This is a genomic window from Kitasatospora sp. NPDC015121 (assembly GCF_055562955.1).
This window is the reverse complement of sequence record NZ_JBVHEH010000015.1, coordinates 1-12,996: the sequence shown is the minus strand read 5'-3', so window position 1 is coordinate 12,996 and position 12,996 is coordinate 1. Positions and strand designations below refer to the sequence as shown.

10 protein-coding genes are annotated in these 12,996 nt (G+C 73.7%); 9 read left to right on the top strand and 1 reads right to left on the bottom strand.

Annotated elements, in window-relative coordinates:
* Positions 1-217 precede the first annotated feature (217 nt).
* From ACZ3J7_RS22910 to ACZ3J7_RS22875, 8 genes are all read left to right on the top strand, one after another.
* Positions 218-1,468, top strand: a complete 1,251-nt coding sequence (locus tag ACZ3J7_RS22910; RefSeq protein WP_465624135.1) for an amidohydrolase — start codon at positions 218-220, stop codon at positions 1,466-1,468.
* 112 nt (positions 1,469-1,580) lie between these two features.
* A complete protein-coding gene (locus tag ACZ3J7_RS22905; protein ID WP_465624133.1) occupies positions 1,581-2,687 on the top strand; it encodes a hypothetical protein in 1,107 nt (368 codons plus the stop codon).
* Positions 2,688-2,948: 261 nt separating this feature from the next.
* The gene (locus ACZ3J7_RS22900; RefSeq protein ID WP_465624131.1) at positions 2,949-4,013 is read left to right on the top strand and encodes a BMP family lipoprotein; all 1,065 of its coding nucleotides are present in this window, start codon (positions 2,949-2,951) and stop codon (positions 4,011-4,013) included.
* Between the two features lie 331 nt (positions 4,014-4,344).
* Positions 4,345-5,952, top strand: a complete 1,608-nt coding sequence (locus ACZ3J7_RS22895) for an ABC transporter ATP-binding protein (RefSeq protein ID WP_465624129.1) — start codon at positions 4,345-4,347, stop codon at positions 5,950-5,952.
* Between the two features lie 4 nt (positions 5,953-5,956).
* Positions 5,957-7,123, top strand: coding sequence for an ABC transporter permease (locus tag ACZ3J7_RS22890; RefSeq protein WP_465624127.1), 1,167 nt, complete (start codon positions 5,957-5,959; stop codon positions 7,121-7,123).
* Positions 7,120-8,385, top strand: a complete 1,266-nt coding sequence (locus tag ACZ3J7_RS22885) for an ABC transporter permease (RefSeq protein WP_465624124.1) — start codon at positions 7,120-7,122, stop codon at positions 8,383-8,385. The genes ACZ3J7_RS22890 and ACZ3J7_RS22885 overlap by 4 nt, the downstream gene beginning before the upstream one ends.
* Positions 8,382-8,780: a cytidine deaminase gene (locus tag ACZ3J7_RS22880; protein WP_465624122.1), complete on the top strand. Its 399-nt coding sequence runs from the start codon at positions 8,382-8,384 to the stop codon at positions 8,778-8,780. Before ACZ3J7_RS22885 ends, ACZ3J7_RS22880 begins: the two co-directional genes overlap by 4 nt.
* 85 nt (positions 8,781-8,865) lie before the next feature.
* Positions 8,866-10,143, top strand: a complete 1,278-nt coding sequence (locus ACZ3J7_RS22875) for a thymidine phosphorylase (RefSeq protein WP_465624120.1) — start codon at positions 8,866-8,868, stop codon at positions 10,141-10,143.
* Between the two features lie 451 nt (positions 10,144-10,594).
* Here the strand turns inward: ACZ3J7_RS22875 and ACZ3J7_RS22870 are convergent, their stop codons facing one another.
* Complete coding sequence (locus ACZ3J7_RS22870) at positions 10,595-11,884, bottom strand: MFS transporter (protein ID WP_465624118.1); 1,290 nt, start codon at positions 11,882-11,884, stop codon at positions 10,595-10,597.
* Positions 11,885-11,948: 64 nt separating this feature from the next.
* Here ACZ3J7_RS22870 and ACZ3J7_RS22865 point away from each other — a divergent pair, with 64 nt between their 5' ends.
* The gene (locus ACZ3J7_RS22865; protein WP_465624116.1) at positions 11,949-12,905 is read left to right on the top strand and encodes a LysR family transcriptional regulator; all 957 of its coding nucleotides are present in this window, start codon (positions 11,949-11,951) and stop codon (positions 12,903-12,905) included.
* The last annotated feature ends 91 nt before the right edge of the window (positions 12,906-12,996 follow it).

The following is a 12,996-nucleotide window of genomic DNA, read 5'->3' as shown; positions in this document are numbered from 1 at the left end:
GGGGGGAAACGTTTGGCCCCGGCGGCCTGCGGCCCCGGCCGGAGCAGCCGCCGTGTCCGATCCCCGGTGCAGGTCGTTGCACAGGCCGGGGACCCCGGAACGAAGGGCGGGCTGAAACGAAGTGTCCTACCCATCTCAGCGGCCGCTAAGCACCCATCCGGTGCCGAGTTCTTCGGAAGTCGGGCCAAAAACCGCTCGCCGTCATACCCTTGTCAAGGTGAACGCTCCCCAGCCGGCAGCCGCCGCCACCGTCACCGCCGCCCGCCCGACCGCCGACCTGCGCGCCCGAGTGGCGTCGTACCAGGACGAGTTGATCGAGTTGCGGCGTGACCTCCACCGGCACCCCGAGCTCGGCCGCCAGGAGTTCCGCACCACCCGCCTGCTGCGCGAGCGGCTGGTCGCGGCCGGCCTGGAGCCGCGGGTGCTGCCGGGCGGCACCGGACTGCTGGTGGACCTGGTGCCGCCGGGCACCGCGCCCGGCACCCCGCTGCTGGCCTTCCGCGCCGACATCGACGCGCTGCCGATCGACGACGCCAAGAAGGACGTCCCGTACCGCTCCACGCTGCCCGGCCGGGCGCACGCCTGCGGCCATGACGTGCACACCGCGGTGGTGCTCGGCACCGGGCTGGTGCTGGCCCAGGCGTTGGAGGCGGGGGAGCTGACCCGGCCGGTGCGGCTGATCTTCCAGCCCGCCGAGGAGATGATGCCCGGCGGCGCGCTGGACGTGATCGCGGCCGGCGGCATGGAGGGCGTCGGCCGGATCTTCGCGGTGCACTGCGACCCGAAGGTGCCGGTCGGCCGGATCGCGCTGAAGGCCGGGGCGATCACCTCGGCCTGCGACAAGGTCCGGATCGCGGTCGACGGCCCCGGCGGCCACACCGCCCGCCCGCACCTGACCACCGACCTGGTGGGCGCGGTCGCCAAGCTGGCCGCCGAGCTGCCCGCCGCGCTCTCCCGCCGGATGGACCCGCGCTGGGGCGTCTCGCTGGTCTGGGGCCGGATCGCGGCCGGCTCCGCGCCGAACGTGATCCCGCAGCACGCCGAGCTGGAGGGCACCGTCCGCTGCCTGGAGCTGGCCGGCTGGCGGGAGGCGCCCGAGGTGCTGGAGGAACTGATCGCCCACTTCGCCGAGACCTACCGCGCCAAGTGGACGCTCGACTACCACCGGGGCGTCCCGCCGGTGGTCAACGAGGCCGTCTCGATCGAGCGGCTGGAGAGCGCGATGAACGCCCGCTTCGCCGAGGGGCGCGGCCCGGTGGTCGAACCCACCGAGCAGAGCCTCGGCGGCGAGGACTTCTCCTGGTACCTGGAGCACGCCCCCGGCGCGCTGGCCCGGCTGGGCGTCCGCGGCCCGCACGAGAAGGGCGCGCGCGACCTGCACCAGGGCGACTTCGACGCGGACGAGCGGGCGATCGCGGTCGGCGTCGAGCTGTTCGCCGCGCTGGCCCTGGAGCACGCCGGGGCCTGAACCGGCCCGGCCCGCAGCACCGAGCGGGACGAGTGGGGCGGGCCCTTCCGGCGGAGGGTCGCTGCGTGGTCGAATCACCGCGCGACGATCACCCGGGGGAGGGCCCGTACCCATGCACAGCACCCGCCGCAGGCTCCTGTTCGCCGCCGACCCGGCCGCACCGCCGGTCGACCGGATCGACGTCAAGGCGCACGGCGCCAAGGGCGACGCCGGCTGGGCCTTCGACGGCATCGGCGCCACCGGTTTCACCGGCGTCCGGGCCACCTGGAACGACGGCAACGGCTTCCACCTGACCTGCACGTGCGGGACGGTCGGTTTCACCGGGTGCCAGACCGACCGCAACCGCCGCAACGGCCGCAACGACAACGCCGTCCCCGGCGGCTACGCGGGCTTCCGGATCACCGCCCCGGCCGGCGGCAACGCCCTCCCGGTCGCGCTGACCGGCTGCGCCACCCACGTCTCCGGCGACGACGCGCCCGGCGGCCTGCTCGCCCCCGACTACGGGGTGTACGCCGACCGCGCGCTGCGGGTGCTGCTCACCGGCTGCGTGCCGACCGGCACGGTGGCCGGCGTGCGGGACGACGCGGGCGCGGTGGTCGACACCGGCACCACCCTGCACGACCGGACCACCGCGACGGGCGTGTCCTACAACGTCCCCCCGCCCGCGCTCACCCCGGTCGGCAACGCCCCGCAGCCCGCCGACTCGGGCTACGGCACCTGGTCCTTCGACCCGGCCGTCGCGAGCGACCTGAGCACCCGGCCGGTCCCGGGCAACGTCTACCTGGTGCGGGTGGAGACGCACCAGCCGGTCACCGTCTCGGCGGTCTCGGTGCTGCTGGCCGCGGTGGGCTCCGGCTTCACCGCGGGCAACCTGGCCGGCGTGTACGACCGCACCGGCCGCCTGCTGGCGAGCACCGCGGAGCAGTCGGCGGCCTGGTCGTCCGGGGCGAACCAGCTGTGCCGGATGCCGCTGTCCGCGCCGGTCACGCTGGGCCCCGGCTTCCACTGGGTGGCGCTGCTGGCCAACGCGGCCACCCCGCCGTCCTTCGCCCGGGGTTCGACCTTCCCGAACCCGGGCGCCTTCCTGAACGCCGGGCTCATCCCGGCCACCTACCGGGTCGCGCACCTGAACGGCACCGCCGGCGCGCTGCCCGCCTCGTTCGACCCGGCGCAGAACCGGAACACCACGACGCAGATGTTCTGGGTGGGCCTGGGCTGACCGGCCCGGGGCGCCGCGCCGGCCCGCCCGGCGCGGCACCTTCTCGGGGCCCCGGCGGAGGCGTACCGTGGTGGCCCGATACCAGCCGGTAATGAACATCGGGTTGTCCGCGTGTGGTGCTATGTCCGTATTTGCCTGGATGTGTGACCACATTTTGATAACAACCCGGATGCCTCCGCAGGCCGTAACACAACCGTGTTCTACGCGCGTTACGGTGGCGCTCGACCACGCCAACCGGGTGTGTGAGAAGGAGAAACTCCCTTGCGCCGTTCACTCAAGCTCGCCGCGGTCGTGCTCTCGGGTTCCCTGGGCATGGCTTCGCTCGCCGCCTGCGGCGCAAAGAGCACCGACAACAACTCCACCTCGGCCGGTGCCGGCAGCTCGTCGTTCAAGGTCGGCATGGCCTACGACATCGGCGGCCGCGGCGACCAGTCCTTCAACGACTCCGCCGCGCGCGGCCTGGACCAGGCCAAGAGCGAGCTGGGCGCCACCATCAACGAGGCCGAGGCCAAGTCCGGCGAGTCCGAGGGCGACAAGGAGCAGCGCCTGAAGTCCCTGGTCACCAGCGGCTTCAACCCGATCATCGCGGTCGGCTTCGTGTACCAGGACGCGGTCAACAAGGTCGCCGCCGAGAACCCGAACGTCAAGTTCGCGATCATCGACTCCTCCTCGGCCGACCAGCCGAAGAACGTCACCTCGCTGACCTTCTCCGAGGAGCAGGGCTCCTTCCTGGCCGGCGTGGCCGCGGCCAACAAGTCGAAGGCCAAGCACGTCGGCTTCATCGGCGGCGTCCAGTCCGAGCTGATCAAGAAGTTCGAGGCCGGCTACACCGCGGGCGCCAAGTCCGTCGACCCGAACATCCAGGTCGAGGTCACCTACCTGACCACCCCGCCGGACTTCACCGGCTTCGCCGACCCGGGCAAGGGCAAGCAGGCCGCGCAGGGCCAGCTCGACAAGGGCGCGGACGTCATCTACTCGGCCGCCGGCTCCTCCGGCACCGGCGCGATCGAGGCCGTGGCCTCCGCCTCCGGCGGCGACAAGTGGGCCATCGGCGTCGACTCCGACCAGGCCAAGCAGCCGGCCCTGGAGAAGTACAAGGCCCGCATCCTCACCTCGATGGTGAAGAACGTCGACAAGGCCGTCTTCACCTACGTCAAGTCGGCGAAGGACGGCAGCGTCCAGGGCGGCGTGCAGAACTTCGACCTGAAGGCGGCCGGCGTCTCGCTGGCCACCACCGGCGGCAACATCGACGACATCAAGGCGAAGATCGACGCCGCCACCCAGCAGATCACCAGCGGCCAGACCACCGTCCCGACCGCCCCGTAAGACGGTTCCGCCTCCGCCGCCCGCCCGCCGGGCGGCCCGCGGGGGCCGGAGCGGATCTCGCACGGCAGGGGCCCGGACGGACGCGCCCGAACGCGCGCCCGTCCGGGCCCCTGCCGGTTCCGCGCCCCGCCGTCCGACCGCCGCACCGCGCCCGGCCCGCGCGGCCCGGCCCCCGGGTTTCCCCCTGAGCCCTCAGCGCGACGAAGCGCCCGACGACCAGCAGGAGATCGCCATCACCCCCTCCGACACCGCCCCCACCGGCGGCACCCCCAGCGCGGGGACGGCGACACCTGCCGTCGAACTGCGCGGCATCACCAAGCGCTTCCCCGGTGTGGTGGCCAACCACGACATCGACATCACCGTGCGGCGGGGCACCGTGCACGCGCTGATGGGCGAGAACGGCGCGGGCAAGTCCACCCTGATGAAGATCCTCTACGGGATGCAGAAGCCGGACGAGGGCACCATCGCCGTCGACGGCGAGCAGGTGGAGTTCTCCACCCCTGCGGACGCCATCGCGCGCGGCATCGGCATGGTCCACCAGCACTTCATGCTGGCCGACAACTTCACCGTCTGGGAGAACATCGTCCTGGGCGGCGAAGGCCTGTACGGCATCGGCGCCAGGGCCAAGGCGCGGATCCGCGAGCTCTCCGACCAGTACGGCCTCGGCGTGAAGCCGGACGCGCTGGTCGAGGACCTGGGCGTGGCCGACCGGCAGCGGGTCGAGATCCTCAAGGTGCTGTACCGCGGCGCCCGGATCCTGATCCTCGACGAGCCGACCGCCGTCCTCGTCCCGCAGGAGGTCGACGCGCTGTTCGACAACCTGCGCGAGCTCAAGGCCGAGGGCGTCACCGTCATCTTCATCTCGCACAAGCTGCACGAGGTGCTCTCGGTGGCCGACGCGATCAGCGTGATCCGCCGCGGCACCACGGTCGGCGACGCCGACCCGCGCCGGGTCACCGCCCGGCAGCTGGCCGAACTGATGGTCGGCGCCGAGCTGCCCTCCCCGGAGAGCCGCGAGTCCACCGTCACCGACACCGAGATGCTCCGGGTCGAGGGCCTGCGGATCGCCAAGCCGGACGCCGAGGGCGTCGAGCGCGTCGTCCTGGACGACGTGTCGCTGCGGATCCGCAAGGGCGAGATCCTCGGCATCGCCGGCGTCGAGGGCAACGGCCAGGCCGAACTGGTCGAGGCCATCATGGGCATGCTGCCGCTGGACGCCGGCACCGTCGCGCTGGACGGCACCGACCTGACCGGCACCCTGACCCGGGCCCGCCGCGAGGCCGGCATCGGCTACATCCCCGAGGACCGGCACCGGCACGGCCTGCTGCTGGAGGCCCCGCTCTGGGAGAACCGGATCCTCGGCCACGTCACCGAGCGGCCCAACTCCAAGGGCGTCCTGCTCGACCCGGCCGGCGCCCGCGCCGACACCCAGCGGATCGTCGAGGAGTACGACGTCCGCACCCCCGGCATCGAGGTCACCGCGGCCTCGCTGTCCGGCGGCAACCAGCAGAAGCTGATCATCGGCCGGGAGATGAGCCACTCCCCGAAGCTGCTGATCGCCGCCCACCCCACCCGCGGCGTGGACGTCGGCGCGCAGGCCCAGATCTGGGAGCAGATCCGCTCCGCCCAGCGCGAGGGCCTGGCGGTGCTGCTGATCTCCGCCGACCTGGACGAGCTGATCGGCCTGTCCGACACCATCCGGGTGATCTACCGCGGCCGCCTGGTCGCCGACGCCGACCCGGCCACCGTCACCGCCGAGGACCTGGGCAGCGCCATGACCGGCGCCGCCACCGGCCACATCGAGTCCGACCCGGAGGCCGTCGCCCAGGCGCAGGCCACCGCCGCCGAGGGCACCGAGTCCGCGGCCGGCCGGCCGGCCGACGCACCGGCCGACACCCCGTCCACCGACACCGCCGACGACGAGCAGGCGGGGGAGTAACCACATGACCAGTCCCAACCCCCCGGCCGCGCCCGCGGCCAAGCGGTCGCTGCGCGAGCGCGTCGACCTGGAGCGGATCGGGCTCGCCCTGGCCGCCCCCGTGCTGGCGGTGCTGCTGTCGCTGATCATCGCCGGTGGCCTGCTGGCGGCCTCCGGCCGCGACCCGTTCGACGCGTTCACCATCATGTGGAACTACGGCACCGCGTCCGACGGACAGGTCGCCGTGCTGAACAAGGCCACCGTGTACTACCTGGCCGCGGCCGCCGCCGCGTTCGGGTTCCGGATGAACCTGTTCAACATCGGCATCGAGGGCCAGTACAAGCTGGCCATGATGTTCGCCGCGTTCGTCGGCACCCAGGTCGACCTGCCGGCCTTCCTGCAGATCCCGCTGCTGCTGCTGGTCGCGATGTGCGTCGGCGGCCTGTGGGCCTCGATCGCCGGCCTGCTGAAGGTCTACCGGGGCGTCAGCGAGGTCATCTCGACCATCATGCTGAACGCCATCGCCACCGCCGTGATCGGCGTGCTGCTGGTGCCCGGCGTCTTCGCGCCGAAGACCAGCGGCACCACCAACTCGATCCAGACCGGCAAGATCTCCGAGTCCAGCCACTTCTTCTCGATCGAGACCCAGGGCGGCACCCTGTGGGGCTTCATCGTGATCGCGGTGCTGGTCGGCGTGGTCTTCCAGTTCACCCTGAACCGCACCCGGTTCGGCTTCGACCTGCGCGCCACCGGCCGCTCGGAGAGCGCCGCCGGTGCCTCCGGCGTCAACGTCAAGCGCATGGTGATCACCTCGATCGTGGTCTCCGGCGCGCTGGCCGGCCTGGTCGGCCTGCCCGAACTCATGCAGAACACCCCGTACTTCGGGCAGAACGTGCAGACCGGCCTCGGCTTCATCGGCATCTCGGTGGCGCTGCTCGGCCGCAACACCCCGATCGGCATCGCGTTCTCCGCGCTGCTGTTCGCCTTCCTGGACGCCTCCGGCGCCCAGCTGCCCACCCGGGGCGACTACCCGTCCGAGATCATCCCGGTGATCCAGGGCACCATCGTCATCTGTGTCGTCGTGGCCTACGAACTGGTGCGCCGCTACGGCCTCAAGCGCCAGCAGCAGAAGGTCGGCGCCGAGCTCGCCGCGCAGGCTGCCGCGGCCGCCCAGAAGGAGGTCGCGGCATGAGCACCGCAGTCGCCGACAAGCCCAAGACGCCGGCCGCGCCCGCGAAGCGGGCCAAGCTCACCTGGCCGGTGGTGCTGCTGCTGATCGCGCTCGCCCTGGTGCTGTTCGCCGCGGTCGGCGCGGCCACCGGCAACCACGGCCTGACCTCCTCCGGCCAGATCGGCGCCGCGCTGGCCTCCGCCGTCCCGATCGCGATGGCCGGCCTCGGCGGCCTCTGGTCGGAGCGCGCGGGCGTGGTCAACATCGGCCTCGAAGGCATGATGGTGGCCGGCACCTTCTGCGGCGCCTGGGGCGGCTTCCTGGTCAACCCGTGGGTCGGCCTGCTGGCCGGCATGGTCGGCGGCGCGCTCGGCGGCCTGCTGCACGCGCTGGTCACCGTCACCTTCGGCGTCGACCACATCGTCTCCGGCGTCGGCATCAACCTGCTGATCCCCGGCATCTGCGCGTACGTCAACCGGATCTACTACAAGGACTACGTGAACGACGGCGCCGGCGCCAACCAGTCGCCGCCCGCCGACTCGCTGCCGACCCTCACCGTCCCCGGCCTGTCCGGCTGGCTGGGCGACGTCGAGAAGCACCACTGGTTCCTGGTCTCCGACGTGGCCGGCATCGTCCGCGGCCTGGTCACCGACCTGTCGGTGGTCACCCTGATCGCCGCCGCGTTCCTGGTCGCCAGCTACTTCCTGCTCTGGCGCACCGTGTTCGGCCTGCGGCTGCGCTCCTGCGGCGAGAACCCGACCGCCGCCGAGTCGCTGGGCGTCAACGTCTACAAGTACAAGTACCTCGCGGTGATCTCCTCCGGCGCCTTCGCGGGCCTCGGCGGCGCGTACCTCTCGCTGGTCGCCGCGCACTTCTACCGGGACGGCCAGACCCAGGGCCGCGGCTTCATCGGCCTGGCCGCGATGATCTTCGGCAACTGGATGCCGGGCGGCCTGGCCGCCGGCGCGGGCCTGTTCGGCTTCACCGACAGCCTCCAGCTGCGCGACGCCGACTCGGTGCACGTGCTGCTGCTGGTGGTCGCCATCGCGATGGCGCTGCTCGCCGTCTGGCAGTTCTACCGCCGCAAGCTCACCGCCGGCCTGATCAGCACCGTCGTCGCGGGCGGCGTCGCCACCTGGTACGCCTGCACCGACGAGGTGCAGCGCCCGCTGATCGTCGCCACCCCGTACGTGATCACCCTGGTGGTGCTCGCGCTGGCCTCGCAGCGGCTGCGGATGCCCAAGGCGGACGGCCAGATCTACCGCAAGGGGCAGGCCAAGTGACGGCGGCCGCGACGGACGTCGACTGGGAGGCGCTGCGGGAGGCCGCCCGGGCCGCGATGCGGCACGCGTACGCCCCCTACAGCAAGTACCCGGTCGGGGCCGCCGCGCTGGTCGAGGACGGCCGCACGGTGGTCGGCTGCAACGTGGAGAACGCCTCGTACGGCCTCGGCCTGTGCGCCGAGTGCGGGCTGGTCTCCGCGCTGCACGCCTCCGGCGGCGGCCGGCTGGTCGCCTTCACCTGCGTGGACGGCGGCGGCGAGCTGCTGATGCCGTGCGGGCGCTGCCGCCAGCTGCTGTACGAACACGGCGGACCCGACCTGCTGGTCGAACTGCCCTCCGGGGTGCGGCCGATGAGCGAGGTCCTGCCGGACGCGTTCGGGCCGGAGAAGTTGTAGCTGATCAGCTGGTTACGCGCGTAGAGTGTCGCGGGAGGACATCCCGCGGCACTCTACGCATTTCACCCCCCATGGAGCACGTGTAATGGACGCCATCTCCGTCATCCGGGCCAAGCGCGACCGGGGCGAACTGACCGACCCCCAGATCGACTGGGTCATCGACGCCTACACCCGCGGCGAGGTCGCCGACGAGCAGATGTCCGCCCTCGCGATGGCGATCCTGCTCAACGGCATGACCCCCCGGGAGATCAGCCGCTGGACCGACGCGATGATCCGCTCCGGCGAACGGATGGACTTCGCCGCGCTCGGCGTCCCCACCGCCGACAAGCACTCCACCGGCGGCGTCGGCGACAAGATCACCCTCCCGCTCGCCCCGCTGGTCGCCGCCTGCGGCGCCGCCGTCCCGCAGCTCTCCGGCCGCGGCCTCGGCCACACCGGCGGCACCCTCGACAAGCTGGAGTCCATCCCCGGCTGGCGCGCCCTGCTCTCCAACGAGGAGATGCTCGACGTGCTGCGCACCGCCGGCGCCGTCATCTGCGCGGCCGGCGACGGGCTCGCCCCCGCCGACAAGAAGCTCTACGCGCTCCGGGACGTCACCGGCACCGTCGAGGCGATCCCGCTGATCGCCTCCTCGATCATGTCCAAGAAGATCGCCGAAGGCACCGGCGCCCTCGTCCTGGACGTCAAGGTCGGCTCCGGCGCGTTCATGAAGAACCTCGACGACGCCCGCGAACTCGCGCGCACCATGGTCGGGTTGGGCCGCACGGCGGGCGTCGCCACGGTCGCCCTGCTCACCGACATGTCCACCCCGCTCGGCCTCACCGCCGGCAACGCGCTCGAAGTCCGCGAATCCGTCGAGGTGCTGGCCGGCGGCGGCCCCGCCGACGTCGTCGAACTCACCCTCGCCCTCGCCCGCGAGATGCTGGCCGCCGCCGGCGTCCAGGGCAAGGACCCCGCCGACGCCCTCCGCGACGGCACCGCCATGGACCACTGGCGCCGCATGATCACCGCCCAGGGCGGCGACCCCGACGCCCCGCTCCCCACGGCCCGCGAGACCCACGTCGTCCCGGCCCCCGCCACCGGCGTCCTCACCGCCCTCGACGCCTACGCCGTCGGCGTCGCCGCCTGGCGCCTCGGCGCCGGCCGGGCCCGCAAGGAGGACCCGGTCCAGGCCGGCGCCGGCGTCGAACTCCACGCCAAGCCCGGCGACCGCGTCACCGCCGGCCAGCCGCTGCTCACCCTGCACACCGACACCCCCGAGCGCTTCCCCTACGCCCTGGAGGCCCTGGACGGCGCCGTCGCCGTCGCCCCGGCCGGCACCGCCTTCACCCCGGCGCCGATCGTGCTGGACCGGATCGGCTAGCCGCGCGCCGGCGTCCTGCCGGCCGCCGCAGGTGCGCAGGACGCCGGTGTCGAGCTTCCGGGCGCCGACGGTGACCGTGTCTGCCGGAGGCGAAGTTCCGGCGGTCGGCGGAGGCCGGTTCGGAGCGGACGGTGCCGGTGCCCGGGCGGGGTGGTCGGTCGCCGCGCCCTCCCTCGGTGCGACCTCGACGACGAGGAGGGGGCGGGCGGCCGGGCGGACGGCGGGCGTGGTTGGGACGGGGACGGGGGCTCCAGGGGCCGGCCCCGGGTCACCTGTTCGAAGGATTCGCACCGGGCGTCCGGTTGACGGCGGACCGGCTCGACGACGGTCCCGGGCCGCCGGCCCGGGACGAGTGCGCGGTGCACCAGGCCGTCGCCGATCTCCGGGGCCCGCGGCTCCGGCACCGCGGGCACCCGGTCGGCCAGTGCCCGCGGCGCCGGGTGTTCGTCGGTCAGGCCCGGAGGGTGGCGCCCTGCTCGCGGCGGGCCGCGTGGGCGCGGCGGGTGGCGTGGAGGGTGACGCCGGCCGCGCCGGCCATGGCGGCGAGGGCGACGGCGGCGGTGCCCGACCAGCCGGTGGAGTGGTAGGCGTCGGCGCCGAGGGTGCCGCCGAGGCTGTTGCCCAGGTAGTAGGCGATCAGGTAGAGGGCGGACGCCTGGGCGCGGCCGGTGGTGGCGGTGCGGCCGACCGAGGAGGAGGCGGTGGCGTGGCCGGCGAAGAAGCCGGCGGTGATCAGGACCAGGCCGAGGACCGCGCAGGCCAGGGAGTCCGCGAGGGAGAGCAGCAGGCCCGCCGTGGTGGTGGAGACCGCCAGGTAGAGGGTGCCCCGACGGCCCCAGCGGGCGGTCAGCCGGCCCGCCGAGGCGGAGGACGCGGTGCCGACCAGGTAGACCACGAAGACCGACGCGGCCACCGACTGCGGGAGGTGGAAGGGCGCGGCCGTGAGCCGGTAGCCGACCGTGTTGTAGACCGCGCCGAAGACCGCCATGAACAGCATGCCCAGCGCGTACAGCCGCAGCAGCAGCGGGTCGCGCAGGTGGCCCGAGACGGTCGCGGCCAGCGCCCGGGCGGCGACCGGCGCGCGGCGGAAGTGCCGGGCGCGCGGGACCAGGGCGCGGAAGGCCAGCGCCGCGAGCAGCGCCAGGCCCGCCGAGACCGCCAGGCCCCAGCGCCAGCCCCACGCGGCCCCGGCCCAGCCCGAGACCAGTCGGCCGCCCATTCCGCCGATCGAGTTCCCGGCCACGTACAGCCCCATCGCGGAGGCCAGCGCCGCCGGGTGGACCTCCTCGGCGAGGTAGGCCATCGCGGTCGCGGGCAGCCCCGCCAGCGCCGCGCCCTGCACGGCGCGCAGCACCACCAGCGTGGTGAGGTCCGGGGCGAACGGCAGGGCCAGCGCGAGCAGCGCGGCGGCGAGCGTGGACGCCGTCATCACCGCGGTGCGCCCGTAGCGGTCGGACAGGGCGCTGGCCGGGAGCAGCGCGAGCGCCAGCCCGAGGGTGGCGGCGGACGCCGTCCAACTGGCCTGGCCCGGAGTCAGGCCGAGGTCGGCGGAGAGCAGCGGCAGCAGGCCCTGGGTCGAGTACAGCAGGACGAAGGTGGCCACCCCCGCCGCGAACAGGGCGAGGTTGGCGCGGCGGAAGTCCCGGCTGCCCGGGCGCAGGCGCAGGTCGGTGGCGGCGGGGGTGGCGGCGGGGGTGGCGGCGGGGGCGGGCGCGGACGCCTCGGTACTGGCGGGCTGCATGACCACGACGCTAGGACCGGTCGGCCTGATGCGTCCAATGCATCAATGCGGGATCATTCATGCCGTGACGCATGAGAGCAGCTCCGCCCCCGCCCGGCTCGCCGAACTCGGGCCGGACACCGATGTGACGGTGCTCGCACCGCAGTTGGCGGAGTTCGCGGCCGTCGCCCGGCTGGAGCACGTCACCCAGGCCGCCCAGCTGCTCGGCATGCCGCAGCCCACCCTCTCGCGCGCCGTCGCCCGGCTGGAGGCCGAGCTCGGCGTCGACCTGCTCGCCCGCCAGGGCCGCACCGTCCGGCTCACCCGGGCCGGCCGGATCCTGCTGGACGCCGTCGAGCGCGCCCTCGTCGAGGTCGAGCGCGGCGTCGAGGCCGCCCGCGCCGAGGCCGACCCGGCGGCCGGCCGGGTCGCCTTCGGCTTCCTGCACACCATGGGCACCGACGCGGTGCCCGCCCTGCTGCGCGGCTTCCGCGCCGGCCACCCCCGGGTGCGCTTCCAACTCGTCCAGGACTACGGCTCCGCGATGCTGCAGCGCCTGCGGGCCGGCGAACTCGACCTCTGCCTGGTCTCCCCGCTCCCCGACGCCCCCGACCTCGTCGCCCGCCCGATCGACGAGCAGCGGCTGTACCTGAACGTCCCCGCCGAGCACCGCCTCGCGGCGCGCCGCCGGATCCGCCTCGCCGAGGTCGCCCGGGACAGCTGGGTGACGGTCGAGGAGGGGTACGGGCTGCGCCACATCATGGCGGGCTTCTGCGCCGAGGCCGGCTTCACGCCGCGGATCGCCTTCGAGGGCGAGGAGGTCGAGACCCTCCGCGGCCTGGTCGCCGCCGGCCTCGGCGTCTCCCTCCTCCCGCCCGCGCTCGTCCCCCGCCCCGGTGTCGTCGAACTGGAGGTCACCGCCCCCCGCACCCGCCGCGCGATCGGCCTGGCCTGGCACGCGCACCGGCCGCTGACACCGCCGGCGGCGGCCTTCCGCGACTTCGTGCTCTCCCGGCGGGGGAGCATCCTGGCGCACGACTAGACGAGTAGTTCCGAAGTCGGTCAGTGGTCGTAGGCGATGAGTGAGCGGGTGACGGGTCGGCCGATGGTTCGGTTGTGCCAGATCGCGCAGG

What these genes read in the sequence shown, in the direction of transcription:
- ACZ3J7_RS22870 (WP_465624118.1), bottom strand. Translation starts at nt 11,884, where the DNA reads ATGCAGCCCGCCAGTACCGAGGCGTCCGCGCCCGCCCCCGCCGCCACC.
- ACZ3J7_RS22890 (WP_465624127.1), top strand. Translation starts at nt 5,957, where the DNA reads ATGACCAGTCCCAACCCCCCGGCCGCGCCCGCGGCCAAGCGGTCGCTG.
- ACZ3J7_RS22905 (WP_465624133.1), top strand. Translation starts at nt 1,581, where the DNA reads ATGCACAGCACCCGCCGCAGGCTCCTGTTCGCCGCCGACCCGGCCGCA.
- ACZ3J7_RS22885 (WP_465624124.1), top strand. Translation starts at nt 7,120, where the DNA reads ATGAGCACCGCAGTCGCCGACAAGCCCAAGACGCCGGCCGCGCCCGCG.
- ACZ3J7_RS22875 (WP_465624120.1), top strand. Translation starts at nt 8,866, where the DNA reads ATGGACGCCATCTCCGTCATCCGGGCCAAGCGCGACCGGGGCGAACTG.